Origin of the sequence: Thorsellia kenyensis (assembly GCF_042432445.1) — a bacterium.
Taxonomy (GTDB): Bacteria; Pseudomonadota; Gammaproteobacteria; order Enterobacterales; family Thorselliaceae; genus Thorsellia; species Thorsellia kenyensis.
Window position 1 is genome coordinate 1 of the sequence record NZ_JBHLXE010000088.1, and the last position, 19,732, is coordinate 19,732.

16 protein-coding genes and 1 pseudogene are annotated in these 19,732 nt (G+C 36.6%); 6 read left to right on the plus strand and 11 right to left on the minus strand.

Annotation, left to right across the window (positions count from 1 at the left end; all coding sequences use genetic code 11):
- Positions 1 to 355, plus strand: a 355-nt coding sequence (locus ACFFIT_RS07880; RefSeq protein WP_385877109.1) for an integrase core domain-containing protein, incomplete at its 5' end; no start/stop codon positions are given.
- Positions 356 to 556: 201 nt separating this feature from the next.
- Here the strand turns inward: ACFFIT_RS07880 and ACFFIT_RS07885 are convergent.
- The 4 genes from ACFFIT_RS07885 to ACFFIT_RS07900 all read right to left on the minus strand — a co-directional run bounded on the left by ACFFIT_RS07885 (position 557) and on the right by ACFFIT_RS07900 (position 7,066).
- Positions 557 to 2,059 (minus strand): vWA domain-containing protein, encoded by a 1,503-nt coding sequence (locus ACFFIT_RS07885; RefSeq protein WP_385877110.1) that lies wholly within the window; start codon positions 2,057 to 2,059, stop codon positions 557 to 559.
- A gap of 74 nt (positions 2,060 to 2,133) precedes the next feature.
- Complete coding sequence (gene ptrA, locus ACFFIT_RS07890) at positions 2,134 to 5,244, minus strand: pitrilysin (RefSeq protein ID WP_385877111.1); 3,111 nt, start codon at positions 5,242 to 5,244, stop codon at positions 2,134 to 2,136.
- A 156-nt stretch (positions 5,245 to 5,400) separates the two neighbouring features.
- On the minus strand, positions 5,401 to 6,063 hold the full coding sequence (gene folE, locus ACFFIT_RS07895) for a GTP cyclohydrolase I FolE (protein ID WP_385877141.1): 663 nt from the start codon (positions 6,061 to 6,063) through the stop codon (positions 5,401 to 5,403).
- Between the two features lie 67 nt (positions 6,064 to 6,130).
- On the minus strand, positions 6,131 to 7,066 hold the full coding sequence (locus tag ACFFIT_RS07900; RefSeq protein WP_385877112.1) for an NAD-dependent epimerase/dehydratase family protein: 936 nt from the start codon (positions 7,064 to 7,066) through the stop codon (positions 6,131 to 6,133).
- Between the two features lie 337 nt (positions 7,067 to 7,403).
- Here ACFFIT_RS07900 and dapD point away from each other — a divergent pair, with 337 nt between their 5' ends.
- On the plus strand, positions 7,404 to 8,237 hold the full coding sequence (gene dapD / locus ACFFIT_RS07905; protein ID WP_385877113.1) for a 2,3,4,5-tetrahydropyridine-2,6-dicarboxylate N-succinyltransferase: 834 nt from the start codon (positions 7,404 to 7,406) through the stop codon (positions 8,235 to 8,237).
- Positions 8,238 to 8,441: 204 nt separating this feature from the next.
- On the opposite strand, the gene uvrB is transcribed toward dapD, so the two are convergent.
- The 4 genes from uvrB to ahpC form a co-directional block, all read right to left on the minus strand.
- Positions 8,442 to 10,460, minus strand: a complete 2,019-nt coding sequence (gene uvrB / locus ACFFIT_RS07910; RefSeq protein ID WP_385877114.1) for an excinuclease ABC subunit UvrB — start codon at positions 10,458 to 10,460, stop codon at positions 8,442 to 8,444.
- Positions 10,461 to 10,789: 329 nt separating this feature from the next.
- Positions 10,790 to 11,779 (minus strand): LysR substrate-binding domain-containing protein, encoded by a 990-nt coding sequence (locus tag ACFFIT_RS07915; RefSeq protein ID WP_385877115.1) that lies wholly within the window; start codon positions 11,777 to 11,779, stop codon positions 10,790 to 10,792.
- A gap of 88 nt (positions 11,780 to 11,867) precedes the next feature.
- The gene (gene ahpF / locus ACFFIT_RS07920) at positions 11,868 to 13,433 is read right to left on the minus strand and encodes an alkyl hydroperoxide reductase subunit F (protein ID WP_385877116.1); all 1,566 of its coding nucleotides are present in this window, start codon (positions 13,431 to 13,433) and stop codon (positions 11,868 to 11,870) included.
- Positions 13,434 to 13,745: 312 nt separating this feature from the next.
- A complete protein-coding gene (ahpC, locus tag ACFFIT_RS07925; protein WP_385877118.1) occupies positions 13,746 to 14,309 on the minus strand; it encodes an alkyl hydroperoxide reductase subunit C in 564 nt (187 codons plus the stop codon).
- Between the two features lie 393 nt (positions 14,310 to 14,702).
- Here ahpC and rppH point away from each other — a divergent pair.
- The 4 genes and pseudogenes from rppH to msrB form a co-directional block, all read left to right on the plus strand.
- Positions 14,703 to 15,230, plus strand: a pseudogene (gene rppH / locus ACFFIT_RS07930) (RNA pyrophosphohydrolase); the annotation flags it as partial.
- Positions 15,231 to 15,558: 328 nt separating this feature from the next.
- The gene (gene lgt, locus ACFFIT_RS07935; RefSeq protein WP_385877119.1) at positions 15,559 to 16,422 is read left to right on the plus strand and encodes a prolipoprotein diacylglyceryl transferase; all 864 of its coding nucleotides are present in this window, start codon (positions 15,559 to 15,561) and stop codon (positions 16,420 to 16,422) included.
- Between the two features lie 23 nt (positions 16,423 to 16,445).
- On the plus strand, positions 16,446 to 17,240 hold the full coding sequence (thyA, locus tag ACFFIT_RS07940; protein WP_385877120.1) for a thymidylate synthase: 795 nt from the start codon (positions 16,446 to 16,448) through the stop codon (positions 17,238 to 17,240).
- A gap of 27 nt (positions 17,241 to 17,267) precedes the next feature.
- Positions 17,268 to 17,678, plus strand: a complete 411-nt coding sequence (gene msrB / locus ACFFIT_RS07945) for a peptide-methionine (R)-S-oxide reductase MsrB (RefSeq protein ID WP_385877121.1) — start codon at positions 17,268 to 17,270, stop codon at positions 17,676 to 17,678.
- Between the two features lie 175 nt (positions 17,679 to 17,853).
- Here the strand turns inward: msrB and fliR are convergent, their stop codons facing one another.
- From fliR to fliP, 3 genes are read right to left on the minus strand one after another with little or no spacing between them, the layout of a single operon-like run.
- On the minus strand, positions 17,854 to 18,639 hold the full coding sequence (gene fliR, locus ACFFIT_RS07950) for a flagellar biosynthetic protein FliR (protein ID WP_385877122.1): 786 nt from the start codon (positions 18,637 to 18,639) through the stop codon (positions 17,854 to 17,856).
- Between the two features lie 21 nt (positions 18,640 to 18,660).
- Complete coding sequence (gene fliQ / locus ACFFIT_RS07955) at positions 18,661 to 18,930, minus strand: flagellar biosynthesis protein FliQ (protein WP_385877123.1); 270 nt, start codon at positions 18,928 to 18,930, stop codon at positions 18,661 to 18,663.
- Positions 18,931 to 18,951: 21 nt separating this feature from the next.
- Positions 18,952 to 19,692, minus strand: a complete 741-nt coding sequence (fliP, locus tag ACFFIT_RS07960; RefSeq protein ID WP_385877124.1) for a flagellar type III secretion system pore protein FliP — start codon at positions 19,690 to 19,692, stop codon at positions 18,952 to 18,954.
- Between the last annotated feature and the right edge of the window lie 40 nt (positions 19,693 to 19,732).

Below are 19,732 nucleotides of genomic sequence, written 5' to 3' on the forward strand. Positions count from 1 at the left end.
TAGGGTAAGTAATGATAATCCCATGTCAGAATCGTTATTTAAAACCTTAAAATATAACGCATTATTGCCATTAAAACCGTTTGATAATATACAAGAAGCTAGAGAATGGGTGTATCAGTTTGTTCAGTGGTATAACCATGAGCACTTACACAGCAGCAATCAATTTATTACCCCTGCTGATAAACGCGTAGGTAAGGATGTGGCTAAATTACAGAAAAGACAAGAGGTAATGAACCGCAAGAAAGAAAGCCATCCTAATAGATGGGCTAAAGGGCGTATACGTGATTGGAGTCCAATAACTAAAGTGACGCTTAATGAAATGCCTAAAAAGGAAAAAACAAACGGTGTTGCTTAGTATGTAAAAATTATAAATAACTAACAACTATCTTGACAAGTTCCGCCTTTAATGATGGTGTGCTATAAAATTCTTAACAAGAATCCTAATTGATATCGATATTGATATTGATATTGATATTGATAGGGGGCATGTAATGCAGCAAAATTTGAAAGCAACATCAAACGCCCACTGAAATTTTTAAAGGCTAATTGATTAGCTTCATTCACATTCAATCGTTTGCATTTCTTTAGTTGCTGCTTTAATCATTGAGTTAATTTGACTTGCATTATTAGCCGTAAATACTTTCCCATTAGTGGCATTAGCTAAACAGGTCCCCGCCCCAGCACCTAGAATATCAATAACATTAATTTTTAGTTTAGGATGAGAATTTGCAAGCGCATTGGCTATAGCACAAGGATCACCATTACATGTTTCCTTGCCATCAGAGATAACTAATATCATAGATTCTTTAGAAGGATCTAATTGATGTCCTGCGTAGATCAAACCTTGTGCAAGAGCAGTTCCACCGGCCGGTGCCATATTATTTATTTTGCTTATCAATTGGTTTCTCATATTGCTTGCTACAGGTTTATTGATATCAATTCGATTACAATCGAAAGCAGAAACTAAACCAATATCAACATGCTTAGGCAATTTATTTATTACATCCACAGTTGATTTTTTGGCTACGCTCATTCTTTTAGGTTCATCTTCTATTCCCGGGACAGGGATGCCATTTTCCCATAAAGCAATTTGATCAGGCTTTGCATTCATATTTATTGACATAGAACCAGATGCATCTATTAACAAAACAATCTGTGCCTTCTCAGATTCAATTCTTTTTTTCTTAATTTTACACTGAGCAATCTCTTCCGCTTTTTTTATCTCAGCGGGAGATAATTTAGTTGTTACCTTAGGTTTATTTTCTGGCATTTTTACTTCTTTAGGTTTTTCAGACTCTTTAGGTTTCTCTGAATCTATAGGTGGCTGCGGTTCTTTTATGGGTTCAGGCTCTTGAGGTGGTTCTACTTCTTTTATCGGCTCAGGATCTGGTATGGGGGCAAGCACAAGAGGTAAATTACTTTTCACAGGAGTAGAGACTTTGCGTTTTAATTCCTCAATAGGTTTTTTTAATTCCTCTGTGGACTGTGCATTTTCAACCAAAGGCTTGTCGAAAAAAGGGAAGTGCCCATTTTTGTTCCAAAAGTCCCATAAGTAATAGCTAACAAAACCTATAATTAACAAAACGAATAGAGTAATTAATCCAGGTAAAATACAGCCCTTGTTGAAAAAAGGGGGAGCAGGTGTAGGTGGTGGTACTATTGGTTTAATAGGGGTGATAAATTGTTCATCTAAAGTAATAATTGGTGTGCCGTTTAAAGAATACAAAGCGTTAAGATTTGGAAACTGAACGGCACTATCTATAATACTTCTCTCTTTATCATTAGTTAAATGATTAGAATGCTCTTTAATCGCTGAAAGAAAGTGATCGAGGGTTTGTTTTAAGTTGCTTTGTGCTTCAGGCTCAAGAGATTCAAAAGCGACAGGTTGGCCTTGAATCTCAGTATACCACTCTAATACTCCTGCTTCTGGCGATTTTGGGGTAGCGTACAGTTGAGTAATTGTCTGGCCAAAAGGGGCAAGCACAGAACGGAGTAATTCATATTTAGCAAGTATTTCATCAACATTTCTAATATTTTCACGTCTTGCAATTCTATTCATGTGCTTGTTCACTCTTTTGCTTATATATTAAAAAATAAGTGTAATTAAACACTTAATTTTAGACTTTCTCAATCTTATTTTTCATTATTTGCGTCTGAGTGATCTGCGCTAGAGAGGGTGTTTATCTCAAGCAACCAGTGCTGAAGTTCACTCGCCGTTTTAAATAAGTTAGTGTTTTTATCTTTTGAGAAGCGACTCTCTTTTTGTTCAGTACCACTGACTTCAGAAATTAATGAGAGACGATCTTGTTCAAGCACTAAAGTGTTGTAATAATTGATTAATTCTTCCTTATTTGTATTTTTAAGTGCATTAATCAGTTCTTGACGACGATTGAATTCAGCATTCATTTTATGAAAATCCGTTAAAAATCGCGACGCTTCCTCTGATAGGGTTTGCTCAGGTTCTAGCAATTGACTTAATAATCCAGATTTATATTGTTCAAAGTCATTATCGCTAAGCGCTTTAAGTTTTTCTTGTGCTTCATGATAAAAGGCATCAAAATAAGTTTTAAGTTCTGCTGGCTGTTTTATGTTGCTCTGCAATAAAAATCCTAACCCAAATTGCTCACCTACAGGCATCGACAAAGTAAAAAGCGCATAACCCAATTGTTCTTGACTTCTTAATTTATCGTAAAACCATGGCTGAATTATCTCGTTCAAGAGACGAGTTTTCGCCTCGTCTTTAAATAATTGCTTATCCGCCTCTTGCGATATGTTTAGCTGATGAAGGGGGACGAATAAACTGAATATTGCAGAATCGGTAGTTGTTCCCTTGCGAGTTATTTGCGCTTGAGCAGGATGACTTATTTTTAGTTTGGGATAAATAAATGGATCAAAAGCAGAAGTGTCTTTATGAATAAGCTGAGGGCTAGCTGATGCTAATTCATTGATAAAATCTGCAATTTGTTTATTTGTCAAGTTTCCTACTGAGAGGATCTCTAATCCTTTGTTAGAAAATAATTGATCCTTGAACTCAACCACTTCACTTAAGGAAATATCTTCCAGTGCTTGGCGTCTATCGTCTCTTTCAAAGTAAGGTAATTGGGAAACAACTTGAATCGGCTGAATGGCTAGTTCATAAGGTTTGACGTTATCTGCTTGGTCTAATTTTTCCTTATACCACAATTTTGCTTGTGCGAGTTCTTGTTCACTGATATTGAATTGCGCATATTGGTTTATCAATTCAGCGAGTAACTCTAACAAATGCTGGGTGTAGCCGTTCGCATTAATCGTTAAGCCTGCATTATCATAGCTTGAAAAAGAGATGCCAGCGATATCTGCCTTGAATCTAAGTTCATTTAAACGTAAGACAGCGATATAATCAACAAGGGCTGAAAGGATCTGTTGTTTTTTTTGTTCATTTAACGCTTCAGGTACATCTTGGGCTGCCGTTCTTAATTTTAACGTGACATCAGCTTGTGGTTGGTTAATAAAAGAGAGACTAGGCATTGAATAAACGGTAATAGCTAAATTTTTAAGCGCTTCGTTTTTGGCTAGTTGAGCAATTTCTAGGCTATTTATTTTAGCCGGTATAGAGATACTGTCATCGGCCTGATGAACTAAAGAAAAGTCATCCGCAAGAAAAGGATTTAACTGTGGCAGTGACAGAGTCCAATTTTTTTTACGCTCGTCTAGACTGTTTTTGTCTTCAGGGCTTATCTTCGCTATTTTATAGGGAGCATCAACGAAATAGGCCACTTTATCGGTTTTTTCATCAGGAGACATTATCCAGATTCTGGCATTGTCAAGTGTGAATTGATTGAGTCTATTTTTTATTGCTTCTGGATTCATTTCTGAAATAGCATGATCAACATCAAGCACATTTTCTAATGGATAAAGTAGCATATTATCCGCTAAGTCAGAAACATAATCTAAATCGCGAGTCAGGGTAGGAAATTCATAATCTATATTAAGTACGCGTTTTATTTCATCAAAATAACTCGTTTGTATGCCTTTTTCTTTGATTAAATCGATGTATTTAAAAACTGCTGCAATCACATCCTCTTTATTTTCGTAGCCTTTATCAGTCAATTCAATGGAGATATTAAAGGTTCCTGCATTTCTAAATTGAGGCAAATAGGCACCAGCGCTTAGCGTATTAATTAAACCTCTGTTTTTTAGTTCTGAGGATAAGGTCCCTTTATCTGAATTACTTAGTAGATAAGAAATATATGTTTCATTTTTTTCTAAGAAACGTCTGCTTTGAGGATCGATTTGGGTATCTGTTAAGATAAATTCAATATTTAACCTTTTTTGAGGTTGAACGGGAACATAGTGAATAAAAACACCCCTGTCTTCATCTCTAACGACAGGTATATTGAGCTCAGGAGAATTTTTATTATGATTCGGTATCCGCCCAAAGGTATTCACTGCTAATGTTTTGAGTGCTTCAATATCTCTAGGGCTATAGATGACGCCTACCATATAGTTTGCCGAGTAGTTCTCTTGATAAAAGCGTGTTAGTTCTTCTTGTAGTTTACTCTCTGGTTTATCACTTAATGTTTCAAGATTGCCACCAAAAAATTGTGATACAGGATGAGCAGGATTCAATGTTTCAGAACCGATTTGTGCTATTCTCATCCCATCACGAGCTCTTGCTAATGTAAGTTCTGAATTAACTGCATTTCTCTCTTTGTCTGCATTTATCGGATCTAAAAGAGGCGCAGCAATCGCATCAGCTAATCTGTCTAACCCTTCTTCAAATCCACTGTCGTCTATTTCAAAAAAATAATTGGTACGGAATGCGGCTGTACTTGCATTATGCATCCCACCAAATTTTTTTAAGAATTCACTGAAGCCGCTGGGTTCAGGGTATTTTTCGGATCCCATCAGTACCATGTGTTCAAGGTAGTGTGCTAAGCCCTGTTGAGATGAGGGATCGTCTAATGAGCCTATGGGTAAGGCAAGAACTCCCATGGAACGAGTGGCTTTAGGATCTGAAACTAACAGAACGGTCATTTGATTACTGAGTTTTATTGGTTGGTAAATTCTATTATCTGCTGGGCTTTTATTTATTTTTATATTTAAGATCTCAAGGGCGCTGCTTGAATCATCATGGGCAGAATTGCTTGCTTCGCTGGCTTTTGCTTGACTAATTAAGGAGATATTGCTAGACAAGAAGCTTGTAATCAGAGTGCCTGTAATAACTGTGGTTAATATACGTTTTTTAAAATAAGATTTTTTCATATTTTTTCCTTAATTAAATTTCATCCGTGGTTAATTAAAAAAGAGAGCAAAACAGATAAAAAACATAATAAAAACAGACTGATTGTTTTATGCTTTGTGGTAACTATATGCTCGCAAACAGTGTAAATAAATCGAATGCTAGTAAGACGTAATTTTTTATTTCACTCTGACTAACAAGCTTAGGAACTCTTGGCGAGTGGTTGGATTGGTTTTAAAAATCCCGCCTAAAGCCGTCGTTGTCGTGACACTTGTTGCATCTTTTATGCCTCTTGCTTTAACGCAATAGTGAACAGCATCAATAGAGACTGCCACATTTTTTGTGCCTAAAAGTGTTTGTAATGCGATTAGAATTTGCTGAGTTAATCTTTCTTGTACTTGAGGGCGTTGCGAGAAGAATTGCACTATCCTGTTTATTTTAGAAAGACCGATGACTTTTTCCTTAGGGATATAAGAGATAGTGGCTTTACCGTCAATAGTCACAAAGTGATGTTCACATGTGCTGGTCATGGTGATATCTCTTACCGTGACCATTTCATCGACATTCATTTTATTATCTATGACGGTAATTTTAGGGAAATTACTGTAATCTAGTCCCGAAAAAATCTCATCGACATACATTTTTGCTATTCTTTTTGGGGTTTCAGTTAAACTGTCATCCATCAAATCAAGCCCTAATACTTTCATAATTTCTTGCATATGGGCTTCAATTTTTTTTCGGCGGGAGGCGTTGTCCAGCATAGGTTCAATCAATGGCGTTTCAAGTCCTTGAGCCATTAGAGCATCTTTTACTGCGATCGCTTCACGTGTTAAAGAGTTCATTTTATTTGTCATAGATAGGTTACCTGATGCTAAGATTTATTATGCTTACATAGCCAATATAGAGAAATTAATATAAAGAGTCATTATATGTGAAATTTAAAGGGTTAGGGTGACTATACCTAAAATTTATATCCCGTGTAATTGCTAAACCATCTATTACCCTTTGGTCGAACTTAAAGGGGTGATTAGAACAAGAATAGTTACTTTGTTTGAATATAGGTGCTGGTAACCCTAATAGCTCCGATGTCAGTTGGTAAAAAGCATTTCTTGATGGGTGTATCGGTGCACATAGATTATATATGGGCATTAACTTGCGATTGCAAGGGGAGAATGGATGAATTAATTTATCATTTATTATTGAGTCTATCGCATTGATGACATCCTCACCATGGACAAAGTTAACTAATGAGGTTCCCTCAAGTTGCAATGCAGCCTCCGGCTTTTGAAAGAAACGGCCAGGATGTCTGTTTGCACCAGCTAAGCCTGCAAGCCTGAGTATGGTGATGTTATCTTGTAAACTTTCAATCAAATACTGTTCTAACTCAACAAGTACCTTACCGGGTAGAGAAGATGGATTACAACTACTTGCTTCATCATAAACGCCGGGTGAATCGCCATAGACTGAGGTTGAACTGGTGAATATTGTGTGCTTGACTTTAAAGTTTTTAGCGATTGTGATTAGTTGTTTAACGCTAGCACTGTAATGTTCTAAAATAGCAGGGTTTCTAGATGCAGGAAGCGTGATGATTAAACAATCTGTTTCTTGAAATAGCCCTTGAATTGAAAGTAAAAGAGGATCGGGTAGACGTTTTTTTTCGTTTAAAAGGGCTTCATATTCATTTTCACTTATCGGTAAAGTCAAAGGATAACAGCCAACTGAATTTTCTTTTGGGGGCTGATAGTCTAAAAGACTTCTTTTAGAGCCAACTACTTGATGCTTAGAAGAGAGTCTATGAGCAAGCGGCATACCTAACCAACCGAGTCCAACAATGGCTATTTTCATCTCTTCTCCTAAGTGATTTTCAATGATTACCTTATTATAATTTAATTTCCCCCACTGAACAGGGGATAGTTTAATTCTATTTTAAAGCGAATACAGTTGATCATTTTTATTCTGTCATCAGGACAGTGAAACGATAATAACAATTATGATTGTAACTTACTTTACCTCTTAACGGGCAAAAAAGTCGTAAGCATGCGTAAAAAAACATACCTTTACTATAAAAAAAGTTATTATAATAAAGTCAATCTTCAGATATTATTATTATTGGGGATATTTACTTTTTCAACGCGCTACTAGCTTTTGCGTTTACTCAATTTTTTAAATAAGGAACCTTGCCATGACAAATCAATCCATGCAGCAGATTATTGAAAGTGCGTTTGAAAAACGCTTAGAGATTACCCCGAAAACAGTAGATGAAATGACTAAATCGACCATTTTCGCAGTCGTTGATAAATTAGATTCCGGTGAATTACGTGTAGCTGAAAAAATAAATGGTCAATGGGTAACTCACGAATGGTTAAAAAAGGCAGTGTTACTTTCATTTAGAGTTCAAGATAATCAAGTTTTGCCAGGTTCTGAGACTCAATACTTTGACAAAGTCCCTCTAAAATATAGCCAAACAACTCCTCTTGAATTTATAGAGCAAGGTGTTCGTGTTGTTCCTCCAGCTACGGTAAGAAAGGGCGCATTTGTTGCTAAAAATAGTGTCTTAATGCCATCTTATGTAAATATTGGCGCCTATGTTGATGAGGGTACTATGGTAGATACCTGGGCAACCGTAGGATCTTGTGCACAAATTGGTAAAAATGTGCATTTATCTGGCGGTGTGGGTATAGGAGGGGTGCTAGAACCTCTTCAGGCCTCTCCTACTATTATCGAAGATAACTGCTTTATCGGTGCTCGTTCCGAAATAGTAGAAGGCGTCATTGTGGAAGAAGGTTCTGTGATTTCAATGGGCGTATACATAGGTCAAAGTACAAAAATCTATAACAGAATGACTGGAGAAATAACTTATGGAAGAATTCCTGCGGGCTCGGTCGTTGTGTCAGGTAATCTACCAAGTAAAGAGGGTAACTATAGCTTGTATTGCGCAGTTATTGTTAAGATTGTTGATGAAAAAACCCGAGGTAAAGTCGGCATTAATGAGCTTCTTCGAGTTCTAGATGATTAATTTTTGAGAGACACTTCAACTCTTTTAGTAACGTAATACGCTAGTATTTTTTTAGGTATTACGTTGATTAACGCAAACTGTGCATAAGATTGCATATAAGAAGGTTGAGCAGATAGGCTGCTTTTAGGCAAATAATCATTCAGTTGTTGCTATTTGCAAACCCCCTTACTTTTGCCAGTATCATGTAGTCAATAACAATTTATCTTATAGCACTAAAAACTGAGATTTAATTTTTTGGAGTTCATCTCTTAGTAGAGCCGCCTGCTCAAATTCAAGATTTTTAGCATGTTCCAGCATTTTTTGCTCAATACGTTTAATTTCCTTAGTGAGTTCTTTGGGATTAAACAGGCTATAATCTTTTTGTTCAATCACCACTTGTTTTTTATTGCCTTTAGATTTGCCTTGCTGAGTCTCAATTTTGTAACCAATTTGTAGTATATCACCTACTTTTTTATTAAGTGCTTTAGGGATAATCCCAAGTTTAAGGTTATGAGCCTCTTGTTTAGCTCGACGTCTTTCTGTTTCTTCAATCGCTTCTTTCATCGCGGGTGTTATAGAATCCCCATATAAAATGGCTTTGCCATTTAGATTTCTTGCCGCGCGGCCTATGGTTTGGATGAGTGAACGAGTTGATCTTAAAAAACCCTGTTTGTCAGCATCTAAGATAGCAACTAACGAGACCTCTGGCATATCAAGACCTTCTCTTAGCAAGTTTATCCCTACGAGAACATCAAATTCACCTAATCTCAAATCTCTGATGATTTCAACACGTTCTACCGTATCAATATCTGAGTGAAGATATCTGACTTTCACTCCATGTTCTTGTAAGTAATCGGTTAAATCTTCTGCCATCACTTTTGTAAGAGTAGTGACAAGGACTCTTTCGTTTACATCTACTCGTAGTTTTATTTCTGATAATAAGTCATCGACTTGGGTCATGACAGGCCTTACTTCAATGGTTGGATCTAATAATCCTGTGGGCCTTACCACTTGTTCAATAACATCTCCCCCTGATTTTTCAAGTTCATAATCACCGGGTGTTGCTGAAACATAAATCGTTTGAGGCGATTTAGCTTCAAACTCTTCAAAACGCATAGGGCGGTTGTCAAGAGCTGAGGGGAGACGAAATCCATATTCAACAAGTGTCTCTTTACGTGATCTATCCCCCTTATACATAGCGCCAATTTGTGAAACGGTCACATGGGATTCATCAATAATTAATAATCCATCGGCAGGTAAATAGTCAAATAGTGTGGGAGGTGGATCACCAGGATCTCTGTTAGAGAGGTATCTAGAGTAATTTTCTATGCCTGAACAATAGCCTAATTCATTCATCATCTCAATATCATATTGAGTTCGCTGACTTAACCTTTGCTCTTCGACAAGCCTGTTGTTTTCTAATAATTGCGCTTTTCTTTCAGCTAATTCTATCTTTATATTTTCTATTGCCTCTAATATACGTTCTCTTGGGGTAACGTAGTGAGTTTTGGGGTATATAGTTATTCTTGGTACAGAACTAATGAGATGTCCTGTCAATGGATCGAAGATACTCAATCGCTCAATCTCTTCATCAAAAAGTTCGATTCTAACTGCCCAGTCATCAGACTCGGCGGGAAATACATCAATGACTTCACCACGAACACGAAATGTTCCTCGGCTGAATACTTGATCATTACGAGTATATTGGAGCTCAGCTAACCGTTCTAGAATATCCCTTTGCCCAATTATCATGCCGACGGACATATGTAGCATCATTTTTAAATAGAGTGAAGGATCACCAAGACCATATATAGCAGAAACAGAAGCTACCACGATAACATCCCTTCTTTCTAAAAAAGCTTTAGTTGCAGAGAGCCTCATTTGTTCTATGTGTTCATTAATAGAAGCGTCTTTTTCAATAAATGTATCCGAACTTGGTACGTATGCTTCAGGTTGGTAATAATCATAATAGGAAACAAAATATTCCACGGCATTGTTAGGGAAAAAAGCTTTCATTTCACTATATAATTGAGCCGCAAGAGTTTTATTGTGAGCAAGAATTAGTGCAGGTCGATTTAAGTCAGCTATGACATTCGCCATTGTAAAAGTTTTACCTGATCCTGTGACACCAAGAAGAGTTTGGTGCGCCAGTCCATCTATCAAGCCTTCTTTTAAAGCTCGAATGGCTTCGGGTTGATCTCCTGCTGGCTTATAGTCACTGACTAACTCAAAATTTTTGCTCATAAATTTGAACCCTTAAGATAACTGAATCATAAAAATAGCGCGTTAGATTATATTGAAAATCAATGTTTCGTTGATAATTCTTTTTTTAATGGAGTTCACTTTGTGCTTCGTGATGTTTATTTCAATACAAAAAATAAACATAGTTGCCTGAAAACGTGTTCATTTAGTAAGAAAAAGAGCAAGTATTGCACACTCAATTGGCGTATTTATACCTCGTAATTCATTGTCCATAATAACTGCTGCTACGGTTCGTTGCAATAGGGTCAGTACAATCATAACTAGGGCATTATTCTATTTGCTAGTGTGGCATTTATTGTGCAAAATCGTGACTAATCCTCAATCTGAAGTAGTTGATTTACTGAGATAAACGATCTGGAAAACTTCAGTAAGAACTCACTTAGACTTGACCGTTTACGCCAGACTAACGCGATGTCTCTTTTAGGAATAGGTTCTTTAAAAGGAATGTAATGAATATTATTAGCAGTCAGGACGGGGGGAATGATGGCTAATTTAGGAAAAAGGGTTATTCCAATATTCATCATGACCATTTGTCTTAAAGTTTCTAGACTTGTTGCTTGAAAGCCTATTTGTTCTTTATTTCCAGCTTGATAGCATACTTCTAGGGCCTGAGCTCGCAAGCAGTGGCCTTCATCTAATAAAAGTAGATCATAGTCAGATAACTTTTTTAAACTAATATGAGTGGTATTTGACAACGGATGTAGAGGATTAACACCCAGCATAAACTCTTCTGTAAAAAGAAACTGAATATCTAACTGATGTTCTTGTGATTCTAACAGCGGCAAAGCCAGTATTGCAGCATCGATTTTTCCCTCTAATAACTTTTCAATCAAGACATCGCTTTTTTCTTCATGCAGCAATAAAGACAGTTCTGGGTAATCATTTTGTATGGCAGGGATCACATGTGGAAGAAGATAAGGAGCTATTGTTGGAAACAATCCTAATTTGAGACTGCCTTTTTCAGGTGATTGATTTCTTTTTGCATCTTCTTTAATCGCATCTACTTCACTTAAAATAACACGTGCACGGGCTAATATGGCCAATCCCGCCTCGGTAAATACAATATTCCTAGGTTCTCGTTCAATGAGTTGAACACCTAATTCATCTTCAAGTTTTTTTATTTGCATTGACAACGTAGGTTGACTGACAAAAGAGGCTGCTGCAGCTTTGCCAAAATGCTTATGCTCATCTAGGGCAATTAAATAACTTAAATCTCTTATATTCATTGAGTTTGCTAAGTGCTCGATAGTTAATTTGATTAAGATAAGCACCCATGATAGGCCATTAATAAAACTTTCCACTCAGGGTGCTTACTGATTACTTCTACTTTATGGGTTATTCCGATTTTTTAGAGATTAAATCGATGCATAAATACTTAAGATAATACGCTTATTTTTGGCGAATTAAATAATCAAATGCACCTAAACTGGCCTTAGCGCCTTCCCCCATCGAAATGATGATCTGTTTGTAAGGAACATCAGTTGCATCCCCCGCAGCGTAAACGCCAGGCATAGAGGTTGCCTGGTGATTGTCTGTCACTATTTCACCCATGCGATTTAATTCAATCGAATCTTTAAGCCATTCGGTATTAGGGAGTAAACCTATTTGTACGAATATTCCATCAACTGAGAGCTCTTTTGATTCGTTATTGGTTCTGTCAGTATATTTTAGTCCTGTTACTTTTTTACCATCACCTAACACTTCGGTTGTTTGTGCATTTTTTATGATAGTAATATTGCTTAAACTATTCGCCTTGTCTTGTAATACTTTATCTGCTCTTAATGTATCGCTAAATTCTAATACAGTTACATGAGATGAAATACCAGCAAGATCTATCGCTGCTTCAATTCCCGAATTACCTCCACCAATGACTGCTATAGGTTTTCCTTTAAATAGTGGGCCATCACAATGGGGACAAAAAGCGACGCCTTTATTACGATACTCATTTTCTCCAGGGACATTCATTAAACGCCAGCGCGCTCCTGTCGCTAATATCATCGCTTTAGTGACTAACTGCGCACCATTACTTAGCGTCAATTTGATCAAATCATTTTCACGTTCAATTGATTTGGCCATAAAGCCAGTCATGATATCAATATCATACTCTTTCATGTGTGCTTCAGATGCAGCAACGAGTTTTGGTCCTTCTGTATAAGGAACAGAAATGAAATTTTCTATGGCCATTGTATCCATTACTTGCCCACCTAAACGCTCTGCAATAACACCGGTTCTTATTCCCTTTCTTGCCGAATAAATAGCGGCAGCTGAACCCGCAGGACCAGCGCCCACGACCAGAACATCAAATGGGGCTTTTTGAGATAATTTTTGGGCGGCTTTTTCATCGGCACCAGAATCAAGCTTAGCCAAAATTTCTTTTAATGAGCTTCGACCTTGTAAGAAAAGTTCGCCATTTAGGAAAACAGATGGTACAGCCATAATTTCTCTTTTTTCAACTTCATCTTGATAGCTCGCACCATCAATTGCTGTATGGCTAACTCGTTTATTTAATGCTGCAATCATATTAAGCGCTTGAACGACATCTGGGCAGTTTTGACATGACTGAGAATAGAAAGTTTCAAATACTAAATTATCAGGCAACTCTTTGATCTGTTCGATTGTTTCTTCATCAAGTTTTGTAGGATGGCCACCTACATGCAAAAGTGCTAGTACCATTGACGTGAATTCATGCCCTAGTGGAAGCCCTGAGAAATATAGATGGGTTTTATGCTCAGGTGATGAGACTCTAAACGTGGCATCTCTAATGACTTTGTTGTGTTCAATGTTGATGGTTATCATTGAACTGAGCGAACTGATTTGCTCAAGCATTTTGAGCATATCTTTGGCTGTTTTTGATGCATTTTCTACATCAGAGTGAAGGTTCGCCGTTAAAAGTAAAGGGCGTTTTAAATGGGCTAAATAACCCTCTAATTGTTGTTTAATATCGTTATCTAACATAGTGTTGACTCCGTTCTATTTAGTTATTCGCTAATTGAATAGCAACCATTTGGTATGTTTTTAGATTAAGTTCTATTTTTAAACTCCATTTGCTCATGCAGGCAAGTGCGAGAGAGTTTACGTTTTTAGGCTATATAGGTTAAATAATTATCAGTTTTAAGTGTTGATTTATATTATCTATAAATACATTTTAACTAATAAATTATCTGAATATGTATCTATTTTAATCAAAAGTGCTAATTTTTTGGAAAAAAAAGGTTTGCAAAAGCAAACCTTTAAAAGTGCGTATCAGTTTAACTTTCTGTTAACTAATTAGATTTTACCTACTAAATCTAATGAAGGTTTTAATGTTTTTTCGCCTTCTTTCCATTTAGCTGGGCAAACTTCACCTGGGTTATTAGCAACGTATTGAGCTGCTTTTACTTTACGTAGTAATTCAGATGCATCACGGCCAATACCATTGTCATGAATTTCGCAAAGTTTGATATCTCCCTCAGGATTGATAAGGAATGTACCACGTAGTGCTAGGCCTTCTTCTTCTATCATTACATCAAAATTACGAGTGATGGTACCAGTTGGGTCACCAATCATTGGGTATTTAACTTTGCTGATAGCATCAGAAGTGTCTTGCCAAGCTTTATGTGAGAAATGCGTATCAGTAGATACTGCATATATTTCGACACCTAAGTCTTTAAAATGTTGGTAGTTATCTGCTAAATCTTCAAGTTCAGTAGGGCAAACAAAAGTAAAGTTTGCTGGGTAGAAAAAGAAGACTGACCATTTACCTTTAAGATCAGCATCTGAAACAGTTTTGAACTCACCATTGTGATACATGTTTGCTACAAATGGTTTTACTTTAGTATTGATTAAAGACATAACTTCTCCTTGTGGTTTAATGAACTATCATACGTTTTAAAAAAATATCTATACAAGTCTACTTTTATAGTATTCGCTTTGTACAGTATTTTTCACTTGCGGACTATAATACCTTAAATTATAGATAATAAAAATCGATTATTTTTATTAATTCAATAGATTTTATCTATTAATATAATTTTGTTTTATTAGAGCCCTCTTTTCATCTAAAGTGAGTTTTAAATGACTTTTCTATAAAAAATCGTTATTATATTTAGATTATAAAAGATTAATTAATCTCAAATTTTAAGTTTTAATGATATTGTTGTAAAAATAAGTCCATTACTTTCCTTTAAACAATGTTAATTAAAGTAAAACAAGCATAAGAAAACAATTAAACAATGGATATTCCTTGTGATAGATAATGATGGCTATCGCCCTAATGTCGGCATAATTATAACCAATGGCACTGGACAGGTCATGTGGGCGCGCCGGTATGGGCAAAATTCCTGGCAGTTTCCACAAGGGGGAATCAATCAAGGCGAGACGCCTGAAGAGGCTATGTATCGAGAGCTTTATGAAGAAGTAGGACTCAAACCAAAGCATGTCAAAATACTGGCTACGTCAAAATTATGGCTAAGATATAAACTACCTAAACGTATGATTCGTTGGGACAGTAAACCTTTGTGCATTGGGCAAAAGCAACGTTGGTTCTTATTAGAACTAATCGCTAAAGAAGACGAAATAAATATGGTAGCTAATGCTAAACCCGAATTTGACGGCTATAAATGGGTGACATTCTGGTATCCCATTCGACAGGTGGTCTCTTTTAAAAGAGATGTTTATAGAAGGGCCTTAAAGGAATTTGCTTCTATAGTTCAGTCACAGCATGCGCTAGCTAATAAATCCTTCGAGTCAAAAACTTACAGTTTTGATAAAAGTAAAGTGAATCGACATAAATTATTAGATCAAAATTATAGTGAGCTCCACAAAAAAGGAGGGAGTAGTGTAAAAGAGACTGATAAACAGGTTGCTGTAAGTTTTGAAAAAGAAGAAAAAGTGGAAAATAAAACCTTTAAACAGCCTCAAATCAATAGCCTTGGGAATCAACCTGCCACAACAGGAGCTACAAAAAACTATACGCACAAGAAAAAAAAGCGCTGGCCTCATAGGGCTGGCAAAAAAAATAAGACAAAATAGTCAGTTTAATAATAGTCAGTTTAATAAATGTTAGTTTCAATTAAATAATTTCTGTTTGGATACCTTAAATATGTCAGATAACACTTATTTCCTTTTTCCTAGTATTGATCCTGTGGCTTTAAGCATAGGCCCCTTATCTATCCATTGGTATGGACTTACCTATCTTGCAGGTTTTTTATTTGCTTTTATTCTCGGTGGCTATAGAGCCAAACAACCTAACAGCGGATGGAAAAAAGAGCAATTCGAGAATTTGCTTTTTGGCTGTTTTGCCGGAGTAATTTTAGGGGGGCGGGTAGGATATGTCCTTTTTTACTCTTTTGGGGAATTTTTAAATGACCCCTTATACCTTTTTAGAGTTTGGGATGGTGGGATGTCGTTCCATGGTGGATTAATAGGCGTATTTCTGGCTATATTAATTTACGCTAAATCTGCTGGCCGCTCTGTTATAAGTGTTGCAGACTTTATAGCTCCGCTCGTCCCATTTGGCTTAGGAGCTGGACGCTTGGGTAATTTTATCAATGGTGAACTCTGGGGGAGAGTGGCTGTAGATTTTCCTTATGCAGTATTGTTTCCGCACTCTCGAAATGAAGATGCACAATTCGTGACTCAACATACTGATCTTATGGACGTATTTATTCAGAATAACAATATGTTACCAAGGCATCCCTCACAGCTTTATGAAATGTTTTTAGAAGGGGCTGTATTATTTATTATCTTAAATTGGTTCATTAAAAAACCACGCCCTGTCGGGAGTGTTTCTGGTCTTTTCTTAATTTTTTACGGGTTATTTAGAAGTTTTGTTGAATTCTTTAGGCAGCCAGATGAGGGCATTGATTTAATGTTTGGTTTGATAAGTCGTGGCCAACAGCTTTCTATTCCCATGATAATTATTGGGCTTGTACTTTTTGTCTGGAGCTACAGAAAAAAAAATTAATTTAACAAAAGGGAGATATCAGTATGCAAGTCTATTTAGATTTAATGCAAAAAATTCTTGATGAAGGCACGTTTAAGGACGACAGAACTGGTACTGGCACCTACTCAATTTTTGGGCACCAAATGCGTTTTGATTTATCTAAGGGCTTCCCTTTAGTTACTACTAAAGCTTGTCATCTTCGTTCCATTATTCATGAACTTTTGTGGTTCTTAAACGGGGAAACTAACATTCAGTATTTAACTGAACATGGTGTGAAAATTTGGGACGAGTGGGCAGATGAATCGGGTGATTTAGGACCTATTTATGGACACCAATGGCGTTCTTGGCCAACAACTGATGGTGGACATATCGATCAAATATCTGCGGCAATTGATTTAATCAATAAAGACCCTAATTCAAGGCGAATCATTGTTTCGGCTTGGAATGTAGGTGAATTAAATAAAATGGCATTAGCCCCTTGTCATGCACTTTTCCAATTTTATGTTGCAGATGGTAAGTTATCCTGTCAATTATACCAACGTTCTTGTGACGTCTTTTTAGGATTACCGTTTAATATTGCCAGTTATGCCCTTTTAATCCACATGATTGCCGCACAATGTCATCTCGGTGTAGGTGATTTTGTTTGGACAGGAGGAGATACTCATCTCTATTCTAACCACATTGACCAAGCTAAATTGCAGTTGTCACGTGCACCTAAAGCTTTACCAATGCTTAAAATACATCGTAAACCTCCCTCTATATTTGAGTATCAATTTGACGACTTTGAAATAGTGGGGTATGAGCCTCATCCGATCATAAAAGCCCCGATTGCAATTTAGATAGAACTTTTACCAGAGGATATGTGTATGGCAAATGAAGAAAATAGGTTAGACTTGAGTCATCTAACTCAGTTACAGTATGATATTACTCAAAAAGCAGGTACTGAAAGGCCTTTTACAGGTAAATTACTTAATGAAGAGCGAAAAGGCCGCTATATTTGCATTTGTTGTAAAAGGCCCTTATTTAATTCTTCAAGCAAATTTGATGCAGGGTGTGGGTGGCCTAGTTTTTTTGAAACGGTAACACCTGAGGCAGTAAAATATCTAGAAGATCACTCCTTGACACGACTACGCATTGAAATACGCTGTAATGCTTGTGATGCGCATTTAGGTCATGTGTTTGATGATGGTCCTGCGCCTACCTTTAAGAGGTACTGTTTAAATTCTGCCGCGTTGATTTTTGAAGAAGCAGAGACAGGTTTACAAATCATAGGGTAACCTGAAACTTTGTTAATCTAAATCCTGTTAAACTAAATCCTGTTAAACTAAATCCTAGGTTAGTTACTTAGGATTTTTTCTAATATCCCAAAAAAGTAACTCATTTTACAAACTAAGATTTGGTATTGCGTACTGAATCAGTTGAGTTAAAATCCACTCATGCGTAAAGCAACGTTTAGTTTATAGCCAAAGCAGATAGCATAGCTTGTAATAGTAGGAAAAAATCCGCAAATAAAGATTCAAAGAATGGCACAATTTGTGGAAGTAAAAGACCAAGCACATAAATTCCCATAAATAAGCTCAGAGGAAATCCTACGACGAAAACTGATAGTTGAGGGGTCATTCTGTTTAAGATCCCCATTGTGATGTTCATTAACAACAACACAGCAATCAAAGGCAAAGCAAACAATAAACCGTGTACAAACATGTTTGTACCTGCTTTGACCAATATAATAAGACCATCTGCATTTAACTGGTTGGTAGAGATAGGCAGTATGCTAAAACTGTCGACTAACATACTAAATAGCCATAAATGGCCCTGAAAGGTTAAAAAAAGCAATATAGCCAGAATATTTAAAAACCTAGCTAGAACAGGCATATTAGGACCGCCAGACGGATCGAAAAACACAGCAAATGATAATCCCATCTGTAGACCAATAAGCTCTCCTGCAATTCTTATCGATACGAAAGCTAATTGCAACATTAGCCCCATCATTACCCCAATTAAAATTTGCTGGATTAATAACCAGAAACTGAGCGGTTCTAACAGTGGCGTGTCATTGAGGGGAATATGTGGAGTGATAATAAAGGTAGTTAATGCTGCTAATCCAATTTTCACCCGATTGGGAAATTGTTTTTCATTAAACACAGGAGATGCAGCAATTAAGGCCAGTATTCGTACAAAAGGGAAAAAATAGTAACTTATCCAACTGATAAGTTGGCTACTGTCAAAAGTCATCATGCTAGACAGTTCTTCATATGGTTAGCCAATGATATAGGGTAAATTATTAAATAAAGCTTTCATATAGTCCATGAAATATTCTAACATCCATGGACCTGCAAAAATTGCCATGAAGCAGACTGCAATAATTTTAGGTATAAATGAAAGCGTCATTTCATTGACTTGGGTAGCTGCTTGCAACAAGCTAATGATAAGTCCCACAAACAGTGCTGTCAGTAAAAGAGGCGCAGAGATTGATAAAGCAACTTTCATTGCTTCTGTGCCCATCGTGGTAACTAATTCAGGAGTCATTCTAAACCTCTTTATTCTCAGCTAACTAAAAAAGCTTTGGGCTAGAGAGCCTAACAATAATTGCCAGCCATCAACCAAAACAAATAACATTAATTTAAAGGGTAAGGAGATAGTCGCGGGAGGTACCATCATCATACCGAGTGACATTAATACACTCGCAACGACTAAGTCTATGATAAGAAAAGGTATAAATATGGTGAAACCAATTTGGAATGCCGTTTTTAATTCACTGGCGACAAAAGCTGGCAGCAGGACACGCAGCGGTATATCATCAGGTGTTTTAAAAGCAGGTTGATTACTTATTTTTGCAAATAACGCAATATCCGTTTCACGTGTTTGGTAAAGCATAAATTCGCGCATAGGAGCCATACCTTTCGCAAAAGCCTCCTCTCCACTGAGTGTTTCATTACTATAAGGAAGGTAAGCTTCATTATATATTTTATCTAGAATAGGAGACATGATAAAAAATGAGAGAAATAGCGAAAGGCCAATTAAAATTTGATTCGACGGGGCCGATGGTGTGCCTAAGGCATTTCTCAATAGTCCTAATACGATGATTATTCGAGTAAAGCTAGTCATCATCAGAATAACCGCTGGCAAAAAGCTAAGAGAGGTTAATAGAACTAAAGTTTGAACTGATACAGACCAGCTCTGATCGCCTGAGGGGAGATTCTTAACAATAACACCCGGTAATTCCGCAAACGCAAAGAGGGGCGTAAAGGAAATGAGTGGTAAAATAAATAATCGGATTAGTTTTAGCATGAGCCACTCTAAAATGTATGATAACTATTTTATTTCAATA

Excerpts from the sequence above, each read along its gene's own strand:
- ACFFIT_RS07900 (WP_385877112.1), bottom strand. The coding sequence starts at position 7,066 with ATGAAAATAGCCATTGTTGGACTCGGTTGGTTAGGTATGCCGCTTGCT.
- ACFFIT_RS07885 (WP_385877110.1), bottom strand. The coding sequence starts at position 2,059 with ATGAATAGAATTGCAAGACGTGAAAATATTAGAAATGTTGATGAAATA.
- ahpF (WP_385877116.1), bottom strand. The coding sequence starts at position 13,433 with ATGTTAGATAACGATATTAAACAACAATTAGAGGGTTATTTAGCCCAT.
- lgt (WP_385877119.1), top strand. The coding sequence starts at position 15,559 with ATGTCAGATAACACTTATTTCCTTTTTCCTAGTATTGATCCTGTGGCT.
- fliQ (WP_385877123.1), bottom strand. The coding sequence starts at position 18,930 with ATGACTCCTGAATTAGTTACCACGATGGGCACAGAAGCAATGAAAGTT.
- thyA (WP_385877120.1), top strand. The coding sequence starts at position 16,446 with ATGCAAGTCTATTTAGATTTAATGCAAAAAATTCTTGATGAAGGCACG.
- fliP (WP_385877124.1), bottom strand. The coding sequence starts at position 19,692 with ATGCTAAAACTAATCCGATTATTTATTTTACCACTCATTTCCTTTACG.
- msrB (WP_385877121.1), top strand. The coding sequence starts at position 17,268 with ATGGCAAATGAAGAAAATAGGTTAGACTTGAGTCATCTAACTCAGTTA.
- uvrB (WP_385877114.1), bottom strand. The coding sequence starts at position 10,460 with ATGAGCAAAAATTTTGAGTTAGTCAGTGACTATAAGCCAGCAGGAGAT.
- ahpC (WP_385877118.1), bottom strand. The coding sequence starts at position 14,309 with ATGTCTTTAATCAATACTAAAGTAAAACCATTTGTAGCAAACATGTAT.
- dapD (WP_385877113.1), top strand. The coding sequence starts at position 7,404 with ATGACAAATCAATCCATGCAGCAGATTATTGAAAGTGCGTTTGAAAAA.
- folE (WP_385877141.1), bottom strand. The coding sequence starts at position 6,063 with ATGAACTCTTTAACACGTGAAGCGATCGCAGTAAAAGATGCTCTAATG.
- fliR (WP_385877122.1), bottom strand. The coding sequence starts at position 18,639 with ATGATGACTTTTGACAGTAGCCAACTTATCAGTTGGATAAGTTACTAT.
- ptrA (WP_385877111.1), bottom strand. The coding sequence starts at position 5,244 with ATGAAAAAATCTTATTTTAAAAAACGTATATTAACCACAGTTATTACA.